18 protein-coding genes are annotated in these 21,848 nt (G+C 47.6%); 6 read left to right on the top strand and 12 right to left on the bottom strand.

The window, feature by feature from the left end; translation table 11 throughout:
• Positions 1-57: 57 nt before the first annotated feature.
• The 6 genes from speB to aat all read right to left on the bottom strand — a co-directional run bounded on the left by speB (position 58) and on the right by aat (position 5,441).
• Positions 58-972 carry an agmatinase gene (speB, locus tag ACVA58_RS01750; protein ID WP_446508739.1) on the bottom strand — a complete coding sequence of 305 codons (915 nt, stop codon included), beginning with the start codon at positions 970-972 and terminating at the stop codon, positions 58-60.
• 74 nt (positions 973-1,046) lie between these two features.
• Positions 1,047-2,969, bottom strand: a complete 1,923-nt coding sequence (gene speA / locus ACVA58_RS01745; protein WP_446508738.1) for a biosynthetic arginine decarboxylase — start codon at positions 2,967-2,969, stop codon at positions 1,047-1,049.
• A 166-nt stretch (positions 2,970-3,135) separates the two neighbouring features.
• Positions 3,136-3,387 carry a hypothetical protein gene (locus tag ACVA58_RS01740; protein ID WP_446508737.1) on the bottom strand — a complete coding sequence of 84 codons (252 nt, stop codon included), beginning with the start codon at positions 3,385-3,387 and terminating at the stop codon, positions 3,136-3,138.
• Positions 3,388-3,623: 236 nt separating this feature from the next.
• Positions 3,624-3,842 (bottom strand): translation initiation factor IF-1, encoded by a 219-nt coding sequence (gene infA / locus ACVA58_RS01735; RefSeq protein ID WP_005298441.1) that lies wholly within the window; start codon positions 3,840-3,842, stop codon positions 3,624-3,626.
• Between the two features lie 175 nt (positions 3,843-4,017).
• On the bottom strand, positions 4,018-4,731 hold the full coding sequence (locus ACVA58_RS01730; protein WP_446508984.1) for an arginyltransferase: 714 nt from the start codon (positions 4,729-4,731) through the stop codon (positions 4,018-4,020).
• Positions 4,728-5,441 carry a leucyl/phenylalanyl-tRNA--protein transferase gene (gene aat, locus ACVA58_RS01725; RefSeq protein ID WP_446508736.1) on the bottom strand — a complete coding sequence of 238 codons (714 nt, stop codon included), beginning with the start codon at positions 5,439-5,441 and terminating at the stop codon, positions 4,728-4,730. The genes ACVA58_RS01730 and aat overlap by 4 nt, the downstream gene beginning before the upstream one ends.
• 72 nt (positions 5,442-5,513) lie before the next feature.
• On the opposite strand from aat, the gene ACVA58_RS01720 reads away from it, so the two are divergent.
• On the top strand, positions 5,514-5,975 hold the full coding sequence (locus tag ACVA58_RS01720; RefSeq protein WP_446508983.1) for a glycine zipper 2TM domain-containing protein: 462 nt from the start codon (positions 5,514-5,516) through the stop codon (positions 5,973-5,975).
• A 78-nt stretch (positions 5,976-6,053) separates the two neighbouring features.
• Here ACVA58_RS01720 and pyk read toward each other — a convergent pair whose 3' ends face one another.
• Both pyk and ACVA58_RS01710 read right to left on the bottom strand, forming a co-directional pair.
• A complete protein-coding gene (gene pyk, locus ACVA58_RS01715; protein WP_446508735.1) occupies positions 6,054-7,499 on the bottom strand; it encodes a pyruvate kinase in 1,446 nt (481 codons plus the stop codon).
• Positions 7,500-7,882: 383 nt separating this feature from the next.
• Complete coding sequence (locus tag ACVA58_RS01710) at positions 7,883-8,737, bottom strand: MurR/RpiR family transcriptional regulator (RefSeq protein ID WP_446508734.1); 855 nt, start codon at positions 8,735-8,737, stop codon at positions 7,883-7,885.
• A 340-nt stretch (positions 8,738-9,077) separates the two neighbouring features.
• Here ACVA58_RS01710 and ACVA58_RS01705 point away from each other — a divergent pair, with 340 nt between their 5' ends.
• The 4 genes from ACVA58_RS01705 (at position 9,078) to fabV (ending at position 15,797) form a co-directional block, all read left to right on the top strand.
• Positions 9,078-9,929 carry an SDR family oxidoreductase gene (locus tag ACVA58_RS01705; protein ID WP_446508733.1) on the top strand — a complete coding sequence of 284 codons (852 nt, stop codon included), beginning with the start codon at positions 9,078-9,080 and terminating at the stop codon, positions 9,927-9,929.
• 1,456 nt (positions 9,930-11,385) lie between these two features.
• Positions 11,386-12,060: a TetR/AcrR family transcriptional regulator gene (locus ACVA58_RS01700; RefSeq protein WP_446508732.1), complete on the top strand. Its 675-nt coding sequence runs from the start codon at positions 11,386-11,388 to the stop codon at positions 12,058-12,060.
• 59 nt (positions 12,061-12,119) lie between these two features.
• Positions 12,120-14,396, top strand: coding sequence for an acyl-CoA dehydrogenase (locus tag ACVA58_RS01695; RefSeq protein WP_446508731.1), 2,277 nt, complete (start codon positions 12,120-12,122; stop codon positions 14,394-14,396).
• Between the two features lie 198 nt (positions 14,397-14,594).
• Positions 14,595-15,797 carry an enoyl-ACP reductase FabV gene (gene fabV, locus ACVA58_RS01690; RefSeq protein ID WP_446508730.1) on the top strand — a complete coding sequence of 401 codons (1,203 nt, stop codon included), beginning with the start codon at positions 14,595-14,597 and terminating at the stop codon, positions 15,795-15,797.
• A gap of 79 nt (positions 15,798-15,876) precedes the next feature.
• Here the strand turns inward: fabV and ACVA58_RS01685 are convergent, their stop codons facing one another.
• From ACVA58_RS01685 to ACVA58_RS01670, 4 genes are all read right to left on the bottom strand, one after another.
• Positions 15,877-17,220: an ATP-binding protein gene (locus ACVA58_RS01685; protein WP_446508729.1), complete on the bottom strand. Its 1,344-nt coding sequence runs from the start codon at positions 17,218-17,220 to the stop codon at positions 15,877-15,879.
• The gene (locus tag ACVA58_RS01680) at positions 17,220-17,894 is read right to left on the bottom strand and encodes a response regulator (RefSeq protein WP_107297463.1); all 675 of its coding nucleotides are present in this window, start codon (positions 17,892-17,894) and stop codon (positions 17,220-17,222) included. Before ACVA58_RS01680 ends, ACVA58_RS01685 begins: the two co-directional genes overlap by 1 nt.
• A gap of 271 nt (positions 17,895-18,165) precedes the next feature.
• On the bottom strand, positions 18,166-19,848 hold the full coding sequence (locus ACVA58_RS01675) for an aspartate:alanine antiporter (RefSeq protein ID WP_446508728.1): 1,683 nt from the start codon (positions 19,846-19,848) through the stop codon (positions 18,166-18,168).
• A gap of 199 nt (positions 19,849-20,047) precedes the next feature.
• Positions 20,048-20,311: a GrxA family glutaredoxin gene (locus ACVA58_RS01670; RefSeq protein ID WP_428651801.1), complete on the bottom strand. Its 264-nt coding sequence runs from the start codon at positions 20,309-20,311 to the stop codon at positions 20,048-20,050.
• Between the two features lie 293 nt (positions 20,312-20,604).
• Here ACVA58_RS01670 and ACVA58_RS01665 point away from each other — a divergent pair, with 293 nt between their 5' ends.
• Positions 20,605-21,804, top strand: a complete 1,200-nt coding sequence (locus ACVA58_RS01665; protein WP_446508727.1) for an iron-containing alcohol dehydrogenase — start codon at positions 20,605-20,607, stop codon at positions 21,802-21,804.
• Positions 21,805-21,848: the final 44 nt, after the last annotated feature.

Raw genomic sequence — 21,848 nt, 5'->3', positions numbered from 1 at the left:
AACCGCCTGCTGGCGGTTATTTTTTTATTTGGCCCCAGGAAGAGCTGGCCTTAGGTACTATTTTCCACTCGCGAACAAATGCAACAAATCCGTTGCAATGGTCGCTGCGGCCAAGGCGGTCATATCAGCATGATCGTATGCAGGCGCAACTTCAACGACATCCATGCCGATCAGATTTATACCCTGCAAACCGCGGATGATTTTCAGTGCTTTATCTGATGTCAGTCCACCACATACTGGGGTACCTGTGCCTGGGGCAAAGGCAGGATCTAAGCAATCGATATCGAAGGTGAGATATACCGGCATGTCACCCACTGTCAGTTTGATTTTCTCGACAATCTGCTCGACCGACCAGTCGTTGGCCGTGCCGGCATCCAGTACACTGAAACCAAGATTGTTGTCATAATCAGTACGGATCCCAATCTGAACAGAGTGCTCTGGGTCAATCAAGCCTTCGTTTGGCGCATGGTAGAACATGGTACCATGGTCAAATTGGCTGCCCATATCATAGGTATCGGTATGGGCATCAAAATGGATCAGGGCCATCTTGCCGAATTTCTTGCCGTGGGCGCGCAATAGCGGCAAGGTAACAAAATGATCGCCGCCGAAGGTCAGTAGCGTTTTGCCTGCTTCAAGCAGTGACGTCGCATGGTGCTCAAGGCGCTCACACATCTGGGCAGCATCACCGCTGTCAAATATCAAATCGCCGCAATCAGCAATACTGAGCTTGTCTTTTAGCTCGAATGTCCATGGCCAGCGCTTTCCTTCCCAAGCAAGATGTGTGGACACTTGGCGAATCGCATTAGGCCCCATGCGGCTGCCTGAGCGTCCTGTGGTCGCCATATCGAACGGGACACCGGTAATGATCACATCTGCATCGGTTGCGAGTGGGGTGAATTCTAGCGGTTGGCGCAGAAAGCCGAAGGCATTCGCCGTTAGCGAATAATCAGGATGAGTGGCAAGCGTGGCCATAATTGGCTCCTAGAGTCAGTAAAAAGCCACCAGTGGGCTGGTGGCCAGTTGTGTTTATAGTTTTGGTTAACGCATTAGCGCTGGCTTTGGACATCTTCCAAGTAGGTATAGCCGTTCAGCCCTTCTTCAAGCTCGCTTAAGATAGCGCGATGTTCACTTTCAGGCAGATGCTGTTTGACCATCTGCTCGTATTGCGCCAAGAATTTAGCAGAGTCGAGATGGACACTACGTAGGACGTCTTTGACGCTGTCGCCGTGATCAATTCGCTCGATCTCATAACCGCCTTCTCGCTGGGCGCGGACAATCGCGGTATCGGTATCACCGAACAGGTTGTGCAAATCTCCCAAGATCTCCTGATAAGCGCCGACAAGGAAGAACCCCATACGATATGGTGATTCATCACTCCAAGCAGGTACAGCTAGTGTCTTTTCGATCCCCTGGCCCTCGACGTATTGCTCGATGGCGCCGTCAGAATCACAGGTGATATCCAAGATCACCGCTCGGCGCTCAGGCTCCTTGTCGAGATTGCTCAGCGGCAGGATTGGGAAGATTTGGTCTATTCCCCATGCGTCAGGCAGCGACTGGAACAGCGAAAAGTTGACAAAAAACTTGTCAGCAAGGCGCTCATGCAGTTCATCCAGCAGCGGGCGGTGGGCCCGGTTTTTCGCTGACAGCATTTTTTCCAGCTCGTAGCACAGCCTAAGGCTAATTTGTTCCGCCCAAGCCCGCTCGGTAAAGCTCAGCATCCCTAGGGCAAACTGAGTATGTACTTCCGCTAAATCGCTTTGGTTGTCATGGTAAATCTCAATCAGAGAGCGGGCATCGTTCAGTGTCATGAGCTCACGCCAGGAGTGCCACATGTTGTGCAGGATCTGCGGTGCTGCTGTCTCTGGTGGATTCACCTGCTCTTGTTTATACCTTTCTACCCCGATGACGTCAGTGATCAGTACCGCATGGTGAGCGGTCAGATTACGGCCGGATTCCGAGATGATTCTCGGCATAGGGATACTGTATTCTTTACAGATATCGCCCAGGGTGTAGACAATATTGTTAGCATACTCGCGCAGGCTGTAGTTCATTGAACAGCTGCTCTGGCTGCGGGTACCTTCATAGTCGATAGCCAAGCCACCACCCACGTCCACCGTAGTGATCCCTGCCCCAAGCTTTTTCAGCTCGGCATAGACTCGACCGGCTTCGCCGACAGCATTGCGAACATCGCGGATATTGGCGATTTGCGAGCCGAGGTGGAAGTGCAACAGCTGCAGACAATCGAGCATATCGCTGTCGCGCAGTTGATTGACCACCGATAGCACTTGTGAAGCCGACAGACCAAATTTGGACTTCTCACCGCCACTGGCCTGCCATTTCCCCTTGCCTTGTGAAGTCAGTCGAGCACGCAGGCCGAGGCGTGGCCTTACGCCAAGCTCAATAGCCTCTTGCATCACGGTTTTAAGCTCGGACAGTTTTTCCAGCACGATATAGACGTCATGGCCGAGTTTTTCGCCGATAAGCGCTAAGCGGATGTACTCTTTGTCTTTGTAACCGTTACAGACAATCACTGAGCTGGCTTGTTGAGCCATGGCCAGTACCGCCATCAGCTCAGGCTTACTGCCGGCTTCCAAACCCAGTTGACGCTGCTGCTTGGCATATTGGCTAGCGAGGATCTCACTGACCACAGCTTCCTGTTGGTTAACCTTGATTGGGTAGACTGCTAAATACTCGCCTTGGTATTGGTAGTGGTCGATCGCCTGGTTGAATACCGTACACAGGGTATCGACCCGGTGGTGAAGAATATCGGGAAATCGTACCAGTACAGGTAAAGACGCGCCCTTGGCAATTAACTGATCAGCCAGCTGGGACAAGGCAATAGTATTGAACGGGTTTTGGCTATCGGGTCTGACAACCACCTCACCCTGAGGGTTGATGTCAAAGTAGCCTTGTCCCCAGTAAGGGATGTTGTAAACGTCACGCGCATTTTGGATAGGCCAATCACTCATTAATTTGTCCTCGAACAGTGATTGGGTACAGACAGTGTATCGATAGCTGCGGCAAGGCCCAGCCTCAGGACTGTAAGCACCAGGTTAGTTAAAACTCATCATGCAGATGTGCGAAGTGCAGGGAATGCTATGGGCTTCAGCAACATCATCGGTGAACCAAGTTGATTTAGACGGAGCTAGATAGCGTCCTTTGTGTTCGCCTTTGCGACATACGCTTTTTACGACGGCCAAGTTGTGGCGATGTGTTAAGCGGTCGGTCTTTGGGGTGAATGGTGGCTGCGATGTCGCACATGTTCAATAGGCTAAGTTCTAACTGCATATCATGCATTGCGATAGCTTTCATTGTCATTCCTAAACGGCCGTGCTGCTGACAGATTTCACGGTATGACAGAGTAAGGTGAGGGCGGCTCCCTCGCATACACCTCGTTCGCTTATGGCCTTTGGGTGCAGGGGGATTAGACAACCGAATGTGGATCGAGGCAAATAAAATAATTTTGTGGTGTTGATGAGTATTACTTATCGAATCTGTTTAGCAAACCTAGTTTTCGAATCTATCACCGATAGGTTTAAAAGGGGCCTATTTTTGGCGCCCAGAAAAAATAAAACCCGGCAATAGGCCGGGTTTTATTTGTATTCTGTAATCTTATTTTAAGATTAACGGGCGCGGAAGACGATGCGGCCTTTGGTTAGGTCGTATGGAGTCAATTCCACAGTTACCTTGTCACCAGTAAGAATACGGATGTAGTTTTTACGCATTTTGCCAGAAATGTGAGCGGTAACAACGTGACCGTTCTCAAGCTCTACGCGGAACATGGTGTTAGGCAGTGTATCAAGTACAGTACCTTGCATTTCAATTACGTCTTCTTTTGCCATTGAATCCTCTTAGGCTACCAGCCATTCATCTGATCGGGCTGGATAATGCCTTGAAACTGTTTGAGTGTAAAGTTTAGGCCGCAATTTTACATCTGCGGGTGTACTTTGTCAGCTACTCTAACGCATTAATACGTATTTTATCGTATTTACCTCAGGCAGCGGTGAAAAATGCAGCTTAGTTTTCATCAAAATGTTGCCATCCCTCTGCTGTAAGCTTTTCGTATGGCTTGAAACGAGTTTTATAGTTCATGGCTTTGCACTGATCGATTTGGTACCCGGGGTACAGCCAGCGACGTCCCGAATGTTTACAGTACTGGATTTGATACAAGACACAGAGCGTGCCGAGGGATAACGAGCTATCGGGGTCGAAAAAACTATACACCGCACTCATTGCATCGTCGAACACATCGGTGACCGCAATGGCTATCAGCCGTTCTTCCTCATAAACATGGAGAAAGAGGGTATCCATCCATGGAGCGGTGCAAAATTCAAAAAATTGCGCTTTGTTAGGCGGGTACATACTGCCATCGGCATGGCGTTGGGTAATATAGCGCTCATACAATGGATACCAGCCGGGATCCAGCTCAGTCTTGAATTCCCATTGCAGTTTAGCCATTTGGTTGAGCTGGCGTTTTTGGCTTTTCGATGGGTAAAAAGCGGGACAATCAACTCGAAGAGGCACACAGGCACTGCAGTGTTGGCACATTGGCTTATAGACGGCACTGCCACTGCGACGGTAGCCTGATGCCAGCAACACGCCATAGCCAGGCGGTGAAAGCCAGTGTTGATCCATTACTACCCCAAGCTGTTCATCTTGACCAGGAAGGTAGCTGCAATGAGACTCCGGCGTCAGGCCAATGCGCAGCGGGAGCTTGTTAAGGTTGGTCATGATGGTGGGTAAGTTAACTCCTGACTGTGGTAACACGTTTCATTGAGTATGGCATCTCTTTGCTGGTGGAGAAAATGGGTGAACAGGTTTCGCTCCATTTCGGCAGCTCCAAGTGAGGCAAGGTGGTCATTCATGATTTGGCAATCGATAAGCTGGCCGCCATGGGCACTAAAGTGTTCACAAAACAACCAGAGGGCAATCTTTGACGCATTGTCTGCCAGTGAGAACATGGATTCGCCGCAAAACATGCCACCCACGCTGATACCATACAGCCCACCGACGAGTTGCCCTTGCAGCCATACCTCCACTGAATGGCAATAGCCAAGGTCATGCAGGTGCTGGTAGGCTTGGATCATCTCGGCGGTGATCCAGGTTTCTTCTGCTTTACGGGTGTTGGCACAGAGTTCAATAATATCGTGGCAAGCTCGGTTCAGTGTGACTTGGTAGTCAGACTTTCGGTAGAATTTCCGTAAGCTCTTACTGGGCTGGAACTGATCTGGCACGAAGACGGCTCTTGGTGCCGGGCTCCACCAGAGCAAAGGTTCACCTTCGGAAAACCATGGGAAGATGCCTTGGCGGTAGGCACTGACAAGGCGTTCAGGTCGTAGGTCGCCACCAAAGGCAAGCAGACCATTAGGATCTGCTAGCGCCGTTTCAGGGGCAGGAAAATCAATATTGACCGGATCAAGTTCCGGAAGATAAATTGCCATAATTACACTAAATGTAGCTTATTTTATTTATAGATAAAGGGGCTCAGGTGAGACCGGAAAGAGGATTATATGATGAGAAAATGGTTAGTGTTATTGTTAATTTTGCCTTTGACTCTTTCTGCTGCGCCATATAACAGAAATCAGGCCAGAACCGTTAACAAGGTGGTTTTTGGAATGGTTGATAGTGTTCGTTATATCACCCACCAAGATGTGATTGAATCTCAGCGAAATGGCTGGGAGACCTTATTGGGCGGAGTTATCGGCGGCTTGGTCGGCAATCAGTTTGGAGGCGGAACGGGACGAGAAGTTGCGACAGCAGTTGGTGCAGTGGCTGGGGCGGGTATTGCTCATCAGCGGCAGACAACTCAACAGATAGTCCAGTACAGGTTAGTTGAGTTACTGATTAAAGCAGATGACGGAACCTTGATTGATGTCATTCAAGATGTCGATAGCACGATGCTATTCCAGCCAAAGGATAAAGTGAGGATCCTCTACTTCGCCAACGGGGTGAGGGTAGATAAAACTTATCCGTAAGTGGTGAGAGCATTGGGAAATGGATAGAAAAAAGCGTGATGGCGAACACCATCACGCTTTTTGTATTCAGGCTGTAGATTACTCTACGCTTAGGATACGCATGTTGTTGGTACTGCCTACTGTGTCCATGACATCACCCTGAGTGACGATGACTAAGTCACCAGTAGAAAGAAAACCTTTGTCTTTCAGAGTTTCAATAGCATGTTTCGCGGCGTCTAGGCCAGCATCGCTATCGCGGTTGAAGTAAACCGGTGTAACTCCGCGGAATAGTGCTGCGCGGTTTAGGGTGTTCTCATTGCGTGACATGGCAAAGATAGGCTTGCCTGACGAAATGCGAGACATCATCAGTGGCGTACGGCCAGACTCGGTCATCGCGATCATCGCTTTTACGCCTTCCATGTGGTTTGCTGCATACATGGTAGACATTGCAATGGTTTCTTCAGGTGACTCGAAAGTACGCGCTAGGCGGTGGTTAGAAACGTTGATGCTAGGCTCTTTTTCAGCGCCTAGACAAACGTTAGCCATCGCTGTAACTGTTTCTACTGGGAAGCTACCTGCTGCTGTTTCAGCAGAAAGCATTACGGCGTCGGTACCATCAAGCACAGCATTTGCCACGTCCATGACTTCTGCACGAGTTGGCATTGGGCTGGTGATCATGGTTTCCATCATCTGGGTTGCCGTGATCACGGTACGATTTAGGCTACGAGCACGACGGATCAGTTTCTTCTGAACGCCAACAAGTTCTGGATCACCGATTTCAACACCAAGGTCACCACGGGCAACCATTACCGCATCGGATGCCATGATGATGTCATCCATGGCTTCTGTAGTTGCAACTGCTTCAGCACGCTCAACTTTAGATACAAGCTTGGCCTCTAGGCCTGCTTCCATCGCTAGACGGCGAGCGTATTTCATGTCTTCGCCGTTGCGTGGGAAAGAGACTGCTAAGTAATCAACACCCATTTGTGCCGCAGTAATGATGTCGGCTTTGTCTTTATCTGTTAGCGCTTCAGCAGAAAGGCCACCACCTTTCTTGTTGATGCCCTTGTTGTTTGACAGCGGGCCAGCAACAGTCACTTCGGTGTGAACTTTGTTGCCTTCAACAGCCGTGATTTTAAGCTGAACACGACCATCATCAAGCAGTAGAATATCGCCTGTTTCAACGTCTTTTGGTAGCTCTTTATAGTCAAGGCCGACAGCGTGCTGATCGCCTTCACCTTTTGCTAGATCGCTATCTAGAGTGAACTTGTCGCCGATTGCCAGCTGAATCTTGCCATCTTTGAACGTAGATACACGGATTTTCGGGCCTTGGAGGTCACCTAGGATTGCAACGTGCTTGCCTAGTTTCGCGGCGATTTCACGTACAGTCTTAGTACGCTGGATGTGATCCTCTGGACTGCCGTGAGAGAAATTCATTCGTACAACATTTGCACCAGCAGCGATAATCTTTTCTAGATTGTTGTCACGATCGGTTGCAGGGCCCAAAGTAGTAACGATTTTAGTACGTCTTAGCATTTCAGACATCGGAAACTCCATCTGTATCATTGTTTGCCAATGAAACGATTGCTTGTAGAAATCTGCTTCATTGAATTGCGTGAAATTTTACTACACATAAAGGGAGAAAGAAGCTGTTCTTTATCAACAAACTGTAAGAAAAAAACATATTGTAGGACAAGATGTGCGTGTTTCTTCATCATAATGCAGGAATATTGCAGGACTTAAATAAGCAACACCACTCATGCGGGCGGAAATCCGCTTTGTGAGATTGGGGTAAGTGTAGTTGAAGGAAGTAGCCTGAGAGAGGCTATTCGAAAGGTCAAATACAGAAAAGGCGCAGCCAAAGCCACGCCTGTACAATCTAATGACTCGATATGCCGTTATGTAAAGGGCATACAATCACTATTAGGTTAGAGAGTACCTTCTTTGGTAAAGCGAGAGTCTTTAAGTGACTCCTTAACCCGCTTTAGGTTTTCGCGAAAACCTGCACCTCGGCGCAAGGTAAAGCCGGTTGCAAGTACGTCGATTACAGTCATCTGCACGACACGACTCGCCATTGGCATGTAAACATCGGTATCTTCAGGCACATCTAAGCAGATAGAGATCGAGCACTCACGATCCAGCGGTGAATCTTTGGCTGTAATGCCGATCACCGTGGCACCGTTCTCACGTGCCATACGAGCAACTTCGACCAAGCTCTTCGTTCGTCCTGTGTGGGAAATCATCACCACGACATCACCGTCGCTGCAATTGATCACGCTCATGCGCTGCATCACAATATCATCAAAACATACAACCGGGATATTGAAACGGAAGAACTTATTTTGGGCATCGTGTGCAACAGACGCTGAAGCGCCTAGGCCAAAGAAAGAGATTTTTTTGGCTTGAGTTAACAGATCAACGGAACGATTTACCTGCATTGGGTCAAGACTGTTTTTGGCTACATCAAGGCATGCCATTGTCGACTCGAAGATTTTCGAAGTATATGCATCTGGGCCGTCATCTTCTTCGACGTTACGGTTCACATAAGGTGTACCGTTGGCTAGGCTCTGGGCAAGATGCAGTTTAAAATCTGGAAAGCCCTTGGTATCCAAGCGACGACAGAAGCGGTTTACAGTAGGCTCACTGACATCCGCCATTTTAGCCAGTGTTGCGATGCTTGAGTGAATGGCTGTTTGTGGTGATGCAAGGATTACTTCAGCAACTTTACGCTCTGATTTACTGAAGTTATCAAGGTTCTTTTGAATTTTCTCTAGGGTATTCATGGCGGTTACCGCTCGTTACTGAATTTCGTTACTGGCTTTCTTTTCGCATAAAGTGCTTAAAGCCATTTTGATGAAACTATACTACTTTTCATGGATCTGCTCCTAGTAAATCCATGAATATCGCTTTCTCTTTTTATTATAGTTTGACAGGGATCGAATTTTTTCTTTCAAAACTGAAAATATTTTTAATCAAAATTACGGATTTTAGGGCTGATATCGAGCTTTTCTGTAGCTAATTTTCAATCAGTGGGAATTAATTTACAGGTTAAAATAAATCAAGGTGAAAATATAAGCAGTCAAATGAAACCGACTTTCAGTGATTTGTGAAAGGGGAGAGGTTATGCAACAAGGAAAGATTAACAAGATCAGCATTTGTGGCTGTGGGTGGTTGGGGTTGCCATTGGCAAAGCACTTCGTCCAGTTAGGAATAGAAACTTGGGGCAGCAAGAAAGATGCTGGTAAGGCAGAAAGTTTGGCGGAGAGTGGGATCCAAGGTATTGCCCTGTCGCTCCCGCAATCGCTGGATGAACCAACTATTCTTTCTCCGCAAATAAAGCAGTTCTTTAACACCGATTTATTAGTTATCAATGTGCCGCCCGGTCGTAACGAGGGAGCGGCTGATGAGTTGATAGTTAAAATTAAGCGGTTATCGGAGACGGCCAAAGCGCTTGGTTGCCACAAGGTGTTGTTTATCAGTACAACTGCGGTTTACGGTGCCTGCGAGGGAGTGGTTGAGGAGACGGCTGAGTCATGCCCTGATACGTTGTCGGGGAAAGCCCATCTCGAGATAGAGCAGTATTTGCTGGCTGAGTGGGGGAGTAAGGCGGTGGTGTTACGTTTTGCTGGGCTTATTGGGCCAAACAGGCACCCTGTTCGTTTTTTATCGGGGCGCCAAGGTATAGAAAATGGCCTGGACAGAGTAAACCTCATCCATTTGGATGATTGTATTACAGCAGTATCCCAATTGGTCAATCAGTGGCCGCAACATCAAGTGCTGCATCTCGCTTCATCACAACATCCGACCCGAAAAGAGTACTACAGCAAAATGGCGCAGTTAGCGGGTTTGCCTTTGCCTGTGTTTACAGACTCAAATGACCGTAATAGTAAAGTGGTTGATGCGACGAAAACGTGTCAGTGGCTGTCTATTGAACTGGCTCACGATGACCTACTCTCAGAGCCCCCAGAGCTATGAGGCTTTTTTGCTTGAACTCGGGTCATTTAGAAATCAGTCATCCAATTTACTCGGTATCAGGGAGTTGTTAGTGGTGTGAGTAAGGGATTGTTGCTCGATGCAAAAAAAAGCCCACTGAAAGTCAGTGGGCATAAACCTATATACACAATTAGGAGTTAAGCAGCAGTGGCATCACAATTAAAGAGGGGGAAAGATAAATCTATCTGAACCGCATCTTTAATCTGAATCATGTAAAGTAAGACTTGCTTGACTTCGAATAGTTCAAAAATAATTTCATTTTTATTAAGATAAAAAAAAGCCCACTGAAATTCAGTGGGCGAAACTCTATATACACAATTAGGAGTTTAGCAGCAGTGGCATCTTAAATTAAAACCGCAGATTCAAGGGTTAACTGAGAAACGCGCCTTTAATATGAATGTCAATATATAGGACTGACCTAAATACAATTGGTTCAAAAAGAATTAATTTTTTTTGTAGTCGCAAGTAGACGCCCCATGGATGACGGAGCAAGTATGCACTTTCTGGGGGGGATTGCTTGAAGATTTAGGTAAAAAAAAGCCCACTGAAATTCAGTGGGCGAAAGCTCTATATACACAATTAGGAGTTTAGCAGCAGTGGCATCTTAAATTAAAACCGCATATTTCTAGGGTTAATAGTTAACTAAGAAACGCGTCTTTAATATGAATGTCACTATATATGACTGGTCTAAACGCGATTGGTTCAAAAAGAATTTAAAAAAATTATAACGAGAGCATGGGCTACGGGCTACGGGCTACGGGCTACGGGCTACGGGCTACGGGCTACGGTGATATGTTATTGGCTTGGTATGAGGTCGCATTAAGTTGTAGGCAAAAAAAAGCCCACTGAAATTCAGTGGGCAAAGCTCTATATACAATTAGGAGTTTAGCAGCAGTGGCATTAGCAGATTAAAGAGTAAATGCAATTTGCGGCCAGCAATCTGTGATAAGTCTTTAATCTAAATGTCACTATATAGGACTTGCGGTTTTCACTTTGGTTCAGAAAAAAGTGAAAAAATCGTCATTTTTTTATAACTGTTTGATTTTAAATCGAGCGGGATAAGCAAAAACAAAAAGAGGATAACCAAATAAAGAAAACCCATCTCCATAGGTGGGGACGGGTTTCGAAGAATGTCTTCTAAGAAAAAGCAGTGGCATTAATTAGGACCCGCAAATGTGTACTTTGTTCCAAAAATTTTTCACTTTCTCAGATTTTTTTTATTTGCTTTGTTCTCAATCCTTTTGCATGAGACGACGGTAAGACACTTTTCGCTCTGCATTTCACTACCGATGAATGGAGAAAATATTGATCACCTTCACGGCTTTCACATTAAACAGCGAAAATATCAATGTGTTAGAACATGGTGTATATTTGCGACTTGTTAAAAATGTTTCTTAGATGTAAAGTTTAAACAAGTGTTTAATACGGGTGAATGAATATGGCTGGAAAGGGAGAAACCAAGGCACGTATCCTGGATGCTGCCGAGCTACTCTTTGCTGAACACGGCTTCAAAGATACGTCACTACGAACCATCACTAGTAAAGCTGGGGTGAATTTGGCGTCTGTTAACTATCACTATGGCGATAAGAAAACGTTGGTGAGGGCGGTACTGGGCCGTTACCTCGAAGCGTTTATGCCTACTTTGCAGTCGGAACTGGAAGCACTACTGACCCGCGACGATTTTTCAATGGAAGATGTTTTCCGCTGTATTAAAGAGCCACTGTTAGCACTGAATAACCACCGTACTAACGGTGCCACTGTCTTTATGTCTCTTATCGGCAGAGGGTATACCGATGTTCAAGGCCACTTGCGTTGGTTCATTATGACCCGATACGAGCAGGTGCTTACCTTATTTACTACCGCAGTGTGCAGGGCCAACCCCTCTCTGGATCCGGAAACCTTATTCTGGCGCCTGCACTTCACCCTCGGGGCATCCGTTTTCACCATGGCATCGTCAACGGCGCTTTGTGAGATCGCCGAGAATGACTTCTCCTGTCAGGTTAAACCTGAAGATTTGATTGAGCGTCTGGTACCTTACTTGGCGGCAGGCGTTGCAGCTCCGATAGAACAATCGCTTTCGCTGATTGGCGAACAGCAAACAGGAACACAGTAAAAGTATGTAACAAACCATAGAAAACCAATAACGATAAAAGTGACAAAAGGACCTGAAACATGAGTACGTTAACCAAGCTAAGAAAACGCTATCTCAGTGATCCCGCATTCAAGATGTTTAAAAAAGTGTTGCCACCACTTTCCGACACCGAACGAGAGGCCATGGAGGCCGGTAGCGTTTGGTGGGATGGTGAGTTGTTTGGCGGGAATCCAAACTGGAATACCTTGCTGACTTACCCGCAGCCGACATTGAGTGCTGAGGAGCAGGCGTTCATCGACAACAAGCTAGAGCCACTGTTGGATATGTTGAATGACTATCAGATTGTCCAGGAAGATAAAGATCTGCCACCTGAAGTGTGGGAGTATCTGCGTAAAGAAAAATTCTTCTCGCTAATTATTGGTAAGGAATACGGTGGCTTGGACTTTTCAGCCCATGCTAACTCGACCATTGTAACCCGCATTGCAACCAAGAGTTTAAGTGCGGCCGTTTCGGTGATGGTTCCAAACTCATTGGGTCCAGGTGAGCTGCTGACCCACTATGGTACCCAAGAGCAGAAAGATTACTGGTTGCCACGCTTGGCGCACGGCGAAGATGTTCCGTGTTTTGCGCTTACCGGACCGGAAGCGGGTTCAGATGCTGGTGGTATTCCCGATCAGGGTGTGGTGTGTTACGACGAGTACCAAGGCGAGCAAGTCTTGGGTATCCGTGTCAGTTGGAATAAGCGCTATATTACCCTTGCACCTGTCGCCACTGTGCTTGGCTTAGCCTTTAAGCTGCAAGATCCTGATGGGCTTATAGGCGAGAAAAAAGAGCTAGGTATTACCTGTGCCCTGATCCCGTCTGATCATCCCGGCGTCGAAATCGGTGAGCGTCATGATCCGCTTAACCTTGCCTTTATGAATGGCCCAACCCGAGGCAGCGATGTCTTTATTCCTATGGATTGGGTTATTGGGGGTCAGGATTATGTCGGTCGAGGTTGGCGTATGCTGGTGGAATGTCTGTCAGCTGGGCGAGGGATTTCATTGCCTGCGCTTGGTACCGCGGTTGGACACCTGACGGCGAGAACGACAGGTGCGTACGCTTATGTCCGTAAGCAGTTTGGTATGTCGATTGGTAACTTTGAAGGTGTCGCGCAGGCGATGGGACGTATTGGTGGCTTTACTTATATGCTAGAGGCGTCCAGAACTCTGACAACGACGTCACTTGATATGGATGAAACGCCGGGAATCGTCACTGCGATTGCTAAGTACCATATGACGGAGATGGCCCGTACCATCCTTAATGATTCGATGGATGTGCATGCTGGCCGCGCGATTCAACTTGGGCCTATGAACTATATTGGTCACCACTATTTTGGTATGCCGGTTGCTATCACAGTCGAAGGGGCCAATATTCTAACCCGTAACCTGATGATATTTGGACAGGGGGCAACCCGTTGTCATCCATATGTACTAAGCGAGATGGAAGCGGCGGCCAACCCTGACAGTAGGGAAGGGGCCAAGGACTTCGATAAGCTGTTGGCTAGCCACATTGGTTTTGCTGTTGGCAATGTGAGTAAATCATTGCTTAATGCCTTTAGTGGTTCACGCTTTAACAGCTCGCCGGTCAGTGGTGATACTGCTAAATACTACAAACAGCTTTCTCGCATGAGTCGGGCATTGGCGGTAGCTGCTGACTTTGCCATGCTGAGTTTGGGCGGAGAGCTTAAGCGACGCGAAATGGTATCGGCACGACTGGGTGACGTATTGAGCCATTTATACTTGGCTTCTGCAGTTCTTAAGCGCTATGAAGATGAAGGCCGTCAGCAGCAGGATCTTCCGTTTGTCCATTACGGATTGCAGCATTGCCTGCACCAGTGTGGGGTTGCCTTTGATGAGGTGCTGGCAAACTTCCCACGTAAAGGGGTCGGCCGCTTACTGCGTACTTTGCTGTTCCCGTTGGGTATCCATTATGCCGCACCGAAAGATGAGCTTTCCGTGAAGATTGCTGAATTATTGATGCGTCCAGGTAAGCAGCGTGACCGTTTGACTCACCTTTGCTATGTCGGTAAACACGACGATGATCCCGTTGGGTTGATGGAGCGGGCATTTATTGCCATGTACGGGGTGAAGGATCTTGAGCGTAAAATTGCCAAGGCCGTTAAAGCCGGTGAGATCCCGCGCAAGGTTTCGTTAACAGAGAAGTTACAAATTGCCCTCGATGCGGGTATCGTCACAGAAGCAGAAGTAGAAAAAATGCAAAATGCCGACCAGCTAAGACAGAAAGCGATTCAGGTGGATCACTTCTCTGCGGCACACTTTAAAAAAGGCGGCTTACAACCGGGGAAAGCAGCCTAAGGCTTAGGCCTTGTGAACAATAAACCTGGTGTCTCCCATGTGCCACGCAATCGCGTGGCACTTTTTTTTGTATTTTTTGTGACTTTCCGCGCGTAACACCTCCAACCACTGTTGAATTTAGCGTTTTCGCTCATAAATTTAATGCGATTTTGTCATTTACCTTTTATCCTACTGTCAATTGTGTAAGGGAAGTTGAAAATGATCATCAAACCTAGAATTCGTGGATTTATTTGTACAACGACTCACCCAGTGGGTTGTGAGGAAAACGTCAAAGAGCAGATTGCATACACTAAGGCGCAGGGCCCAATTGCCGATGCCCCTAAGCGTGTGCTAGTCGTAGGTTCATCAAGCGGCTACGGTTTGTCTTCGCGCATTGCGGCTGCATTCGGTGGCGGTGCTGCAACAATTGGTGTGTTCTTCGAAAAACCGGGAACTGAAAAGAAACCGGGTACAGCAGGCTGGTACAACTCTGCCGCATTCGACAAGTTTGCAAAAGAAGAAGGTCTGTACTCCAAGAGCTTGAATGGTGATGCTTTCTCTCACGAAGCAAAACAGAAAGTGATTGATCTGATCAAAGAAGATCTGGGTCAGATTGATATGGTTGTTTACTCACTGGCTTCTCCTGTGCGTAAAATGCCAGAAACGGGTGAAGTGATTCGCTCTACTCTGAAGCCGATGGGTGAAACCTACACGGCGACAGCGGTTGATACCAACAAAGATGTGTTGATTGAAGCAAGCATTGAGCCTGCGACAGAGCAGGAAATTGAAGATACTGTGACTGTTATGGGCGGTCAGGACTGGGAGCTATGGATCAACGCATTGTCTGACGCTGGTGTCTTGGCTGATGGCTGCAAAACAGTTGCCTACAGCTACATCGGTACAGAGATCACTTGGCCAATCTATTGGCACGGTGCTCTGGGCAAAGCGAAAATGGACCTTGATCGTGCAGCTTCTGAGCTTAACGATAAGCTATCTGCAGCTGGTGGTTCAGCCAACGTTGCAGTGCTTAAGAGTGTCGTGACTCAGGCGAGCTCTGCAATCCCTGTGATGCCTTTATACATCGCCATGGTCTTTAAGAAGATGCGTGAAGAAGGTGTTCATGAAGGTTGTATGGAGCAGATCCACCGTATGTTCACCCAGCGCTTATTCAAGGCTGATGGCAGCGCTGCCGAAGTTGACAGTGAAAACCGTCTACGCCTGGATGACTGGGAACTACGTGAAGATATCCAGAAGCATTGTCGTGACCTATGGCCAACCGTAACCAACGAGAACCTATTTGATGTTGCTGACTACCAGCAATATAAAGATGAGTTCCTGAAGCTGTTTGGCTTTGGCATCGAAACGGTTGATTACACTGCTGACGTAAGCCCTATTGCAGAGTTTGATGTTAAAGACATCTAAATGCCTGCCAAGTGCTTAAATAAAAAACCGCCAATCTGGCGGTTTTTTATTTATCTAAGCAGCTAAAGAACTGAGGCGCTTAGGTTTTAGGTAACTCAATCACAAAGGCAGCACCTTCTATTGATGCAGATTCAACATGAATTGTGCCCTTGTAACTCATTACTATCTCGTGGCAAACCGACAAGCCGATACCTTGACCGGGGTTGAGCTGATCAGCTCGAACACCACGCTGAAAAATAGCTTCTCGCACTTCTTCCTGCACGCCTGGACCGTCATCTTCAATAACGATGATAAACCGATCTGGCTTTTCTTTTACTGTTACCCGTACTTCGGTAATACAGAAGCGGTAGGCGTTTTCCAGCAGGTTACCAAGTAGTTCCATTAAATCACTACGGTTGACGGGTAACGTAAGCTTGTCATTGAAGAAACAGCGCAATGAAACGTTTTTCTCGTTATACACCTTGCTAAGTAAACGGCTGAAACTATCTGTTAGTGGTTTTAACTCGGTCTTGTCTTTTTGCAGACCTTGTTGGCCCATCATGGCTCGCTTCAGCTGGTACTGCACCAGTTCATCCATTTGGCTGATCTGTTCCATTACCCGCTGATTGAGTTCAAAGCGCGCTATGTCTTTATCATCCAGTAGGGCGTTGGTAGCAGCCAGCCGGGTTTTTAGGCTATGTGCCAAGTCATCCATTGCATGGCGGTAACGGCCTTTCTGGGCGTTACTGATCTCAATCAAGCGGTTAAGTGCTAAGGTGATGTCCTGCAATTCCATAGGGAAATCATCATCAAGCTTGTCGCGTTTGGAGTCCGTCATCTGATCAAGCTGTGATGCCATTTTTCGCAGCGGCTGGAAGCTCCAATGGAAGGCAGCAATCAAGAATGCAATAGCAATAAGGACAAATAACCCTAAGTAGAATGTTGTACGCTTGTGTAGCTGGTCGAGTGATGACACATAAGAATCACCAGAGCGCAGTACTACAAGCTGGTAGATATTGCCGCCTTCACGCTCTTGACTCATGTTATAGGCAATGTAGCTTTCGCCTTCCGGAGTTTCGACCAAGGTCGGTACCGGGATACTGTCGGGCAGTTCGCTACAAATATTACCGATATTGGCCTCTTTAGCCTCATCGGAAAGCCAAATGGTGTGATCGGATTTGTCACAAACTACGGACATATAATCAGTGTCGGATGGGTCAACCGAGTCAATCCACTTATCGACATCTTTGATTAGACCCGCCCGGTTTAACTGGGCGACAACCATGGGCATTTGGGCAACAAGCTCAGACGAGTAAGCGGCCATATAACTTTGGCTGTAAAGCTGGTTAATCACCCCTGCGAGTGCTGAGGTGATCAAAACGATAATAGCCACCGAGGTGACAAGGACCCGGCGGCGGAGCCTAGGTTGGATAATTCTCTTCATTATTGCGCTTGAAGCTCGAAAATATAGCCTTGACCACGGATAGTCGAAATTGGGTTTTCCTGACCGTTATTAGTAAACTTCTTGCGCAGACGGCTGATCATCACCTCGATGGTGTTTGGATCACCTTCCTGATCTTCATAAAGTACATCTAGCAGGCGTTGCTTGGATACTACCTGTCGGCTATGGCGCATCAGATATTCCAGCAGGTCATACTCAAATGCGGTGAGCTCAAGCAGGTTTTCTTGGATAAAGACTTGCTTGGCCAGCAGGTCGACACGGATGTCACCGGCGGTCATTTCTGGTTTGACAAAGCCGGCGCTGCGGCGGACCAGTGCACTGAGACGCGCGACCATTTCTTCTTTCTGGAACGGCTTAACCAGATAGTCATCGGCACCTGCCTCGAGCCCGGTGACTTTGTCCTGCCAGTTTGAGCGGGCAGTCAAAATCAGAATCGGTAGGCGTAAGCCTTTTTCACGCATATCTTTGATCAGGCTGATACCGTCACGATCAGGAAGACCGATATCAACGATAGCCACATCGTTTGGGTAATCTTGGGCAAAGAATAGGCCTTCTTCGGCGGTTCCAGCACACTGGACCTGATGACCCATCTCACTTAATTGTGATTTCAAGTGGTGGCTCAGAATCGGATCGTCTTCAACAATAAGGATACGCATAGTTTTGATTACCAATAGTTTTTCATTCTATTCATACAATATACTGAATAGAGCATGAGGTGGCGAATATTTCCTAGCAATTTGTGGTGCTAATCAGGGATATACAGAGAATTTTAGCTCTTTATAGCTTAGATGAAAGGGACTGAATCTGTGCTGACTCATAACGGGTATGGTAAGCAAAAAAATGCCCCCGGCAGTGGTCTGCTGGGGGCATCGCTTTTCGTTTTGTGTGTATAAGGCTATAAAACCACAGATTCGCAGGCCTGAAGCCTTAGCTGAGGATCACAAACAAGGTACCTGCAATGGTCAATAGGACGTTGGCGATGGCATAGGTGCCGGCATAGCCAAGTGCTGGAATGGTACTGCGAGCATGTTCATTAATCATATCCATGGCTGGTGCACAGGTACGGGCACCAATAATAGCGCCAAACAGCAAGGCGCGGTTCATCTTGAGCACATAGGCGCCAAATAGATAAGCCAGTACAACCGGGATTACGCTTACCATAAGGCTTGCTGAGAACACAGCCAAACCGACCTGCGACAGCGAGTCGAACAAGTTGGAGCCAGCACTCAAACCGATGCCGACCATAAAGACCATCAGGCCGAGATCTTTGGTCATGTTCAGTGCACCCTGAGGCACATAACCGAAAGTCGGGTGGTTGGCCCGCAGAAACCCTAGGGTAATACCGGCCACTAGCAAACCGGCGGCACTACCCAGGCCGAAGGCAATCTGGCCGAAGGTCATGGTGATGGTACCGATCAGCAAGCCAATGATGAAGAAACAGCAGAATGCCAATAGGTCGGCAATCTGGCTATGTACCGAGATAAAACCAATGCGTTCGGCAAGCCCTAGCACACGGCTCTTCTCGCCACTGACCTGAAGGATATCTCCTTTGCTCAATAGGATGTTATGATCCATTGGCATTTCAATCTGGGCACGGACTACGCGGTTGAGGAAACAACCGTATTCAGAGAGGTTTAGCTCCGATAGACGCTTACCCGCAATACTGTCGTTTTTCACCACGATTTCTTCTTCGACGATACGTAAGTCGAGCAAATCACGGTCGAAGACCTCTTTGCCGTTACGGAAGCTCGGATCCAAACGGGCATGGCTATCTGGGTAACCCACCAGAGCAATCTCATCCCCTTCCTGCAAGATAGCATCACCATCAGGGTTAGCTAAGATGCCATTTCGTCGAATACGCTCTATGTAGCAACCGGTTTGACGGTAAATACCCAGCTCGCGAAGGTTACGGCCATCAATCCAGTTGATCAGCTCAGGCCCAACCCGGTAGGCTCGGATAATGGGTAGATAGACCTTGCGTTGGGCGCTTTCACCGATACCGCGTTCACGGGCTATCTGCTGTGATGACTCGGCCAAGTTCTGCTTTTGCAGTTTTGGCATTAGTTTGGCTAGTACAATCACACTGACCAAACCAACCAAATAAGACATCGCGTAGCCAACACTGATACTGTCGATGATTTGCTGAATACTGTCAGGGTCGGAGATATTGGACAACCCGCTGGCTAAGGCATCTTTTGCCCCTACCAATATTGGTGTTGCTGTCAGTGACCCCGCCATTAAACCGGTACTTAGGCCCAGACCGAGGCCTAGGTAGTTACTCATGGTAACCGTAATGACTATGGCTGAAAGAATCACGACCAGTGCCAGCATTAAATAATGTTTACCATCACGGAAAAAGATACCGAAGAAGTTAGGCCCGGCTTCAATACCCACACAGAATATAAATAGCATAAAGCCGATATTCAGCGCCTCGGAATCAAAGGTAAAACCGGCGTTACCAAAAAGGAGGGCAGTAATGAGGACCCCGATAGAGTTCCCTAATTGCATATTCGCTAGGCGAATTTTTCCGGCCGACAGGCCAACAGCAAGTACAACAAAGAGCAACAGAATATCATTCTGATGGAGAAGAGCGGCGACATTGATGTTCACTACAGTTTTTTCCGCGACGAGGGATCAACAACAAAAGTGGTGAAATTCTAGCTGATTTTATGTTTATGGCATACCGAAAATGATCGTTATTGACAGAAAATTTTCGAATTATTCCGCTGGCAAATAATGCAAAAGGTAATAAAAAAGGCTGATATTTCAGCCTTTTTAAGAAAATGTTACTAAACTTGTTGCTTAGAGATTACTGGAAAAGGTCTAGGTTTTCTTTCGCGTATGCTTCGAACTCTGTACAACCGCCGATGTGTTCTTGATCAACGAAGATTTGAGGCACAGTCTCTACAGGTTTACCAACGGTTTTTTCTAGATCAGCTTTGCTGATGCCTTCAGCATGGATATCAACGTAACGGTAGTTAAAACCTTCGCGCTCTTCTTTTAGTTTATCAGCCAGATCTTTTGCACGAACACAGAATGGACAACCAGGGCGGCCAAAAATAACAACAAACATAACATCTCTCCTAAATTTGATGGAGTTACTATAACGTGACAGGCAGGGATGAGAAAGAAGGATTTATCTCTTGTTGTCATAGACAAAACCGATTGAAGAGAATTGCGCCGATAGTCGTGGGCAGCTCAGTCTAGAATGGAACCATTTTACAGTTTGGGATGAAGTGTGACAGCTCGCAGGTTATGGTCACGATACTGATATTCAATGGTGAAAAGTTGCTCAGAATCAAAAACAGGAATATGCATAGGGGCACACTCGATAATAATTAGATAAAAATACGGAATGGAGTGCCTATGTTTCAGTTTATGACGGCCACCCGGATTATATTTGGGGAAGGTGCGCTGAATAATTCGCTGTCGACTTTAAACCAGTTTGGCTATAGCGTGCTGCTTGTGACGGGACGGGACAGTGCCAGAGCGGAGCCATTGATCAGTTATTTCAAGCAACAAGGGATGCGTTATCAACAAGTGGCGGTGCATGGTGAACCATTGATTGCCATGGTGGAAGAGATGGCGGCAATGGGGCGAAAATTTCGGCCCGATATGGTGCTGGCGATTGGTGGGGGCAGCGTACTCGATGCGGGTAAGGCACTCGCTGCGTTAATTCCCAATCAAGGCAGTGTCTACGACTATGTTGAAGTCGTAGGGCGCAATGTACCGTTGCAGGCCAAGCCTATTCCGTTTATCGCCGTACCGACTACGGCAGGTACCGGTTCGGAAGTCAGTAAGAGTGCGGTGCTCCGCTCGGCTCAGGAAAATGTCAAAGTGGGGCTGCGTAGCCCCGATATGCTTCCGGATTTGGCAATTGTTGATCCCACTTTGACATACGGTATGGATCCGATCATGTCAGGGTGTTGCGGAATGGATGCCTTTACCCACTTGATGGAATCCTATGTTTGCGGTGAGCCCAATCCGTTAACAGATATGGTGTGCGAGGAAGGACTGAGGCGCTTGTCGGGTGCCATTCTGGCAGCTTGTGAAGATGATGACCCCCGAGCCCGCTCGGACATGGCCTTTGCAGCCATGCTGGGAGGGATGGCGCTAGCAAATGCCAAACTGGGAGCTGCCCATGGCTTAGCCTCTTCATTGGGGGGCCGACTCCAAGCACCACATGGTTTAATTACGGCCCAACTAGCGCCGTATGTGATGCAGGAAAATGTCTTGGCTGCGCGGGAGGCGGGCAGGGCCGACGTGCTTAACCGTTATCGCCAGTTGGCTTGTATCCTGACCGGCAGAATGAATGCTGAAATCATAGATGGTATTAACTGGACGAAACGGACACTTAAGCGCTTGAATTTACCTTCAGTGACCGATTATGGTTTCTGTAATGTGCTGTTTGATGAGGTGGCTGAAGATGCCTTGCTCTCCAACTCCATCAAAGGGAACCCGTTACCGTTGAATAAAGAGCGCTTGTTGAGCATCCTTAATCAAATATGCCAATGCAAAGTACAAGACACAACGACAACGGACGATCTATATAGCCAGGAGAATTAAGTGTTAACGCCATATTCCTATTGTCAATTTAACGGTAGTTAAAG

It is taken from the genome of Photobacterium sp. DNB22_13_2, from assembly GCF_052873915.1.
The sequence above is the reverse complement of the archived record's forward strand: the minus strand, read 5'-3'. Positions and strand labels throughout refer to the sequence as shown.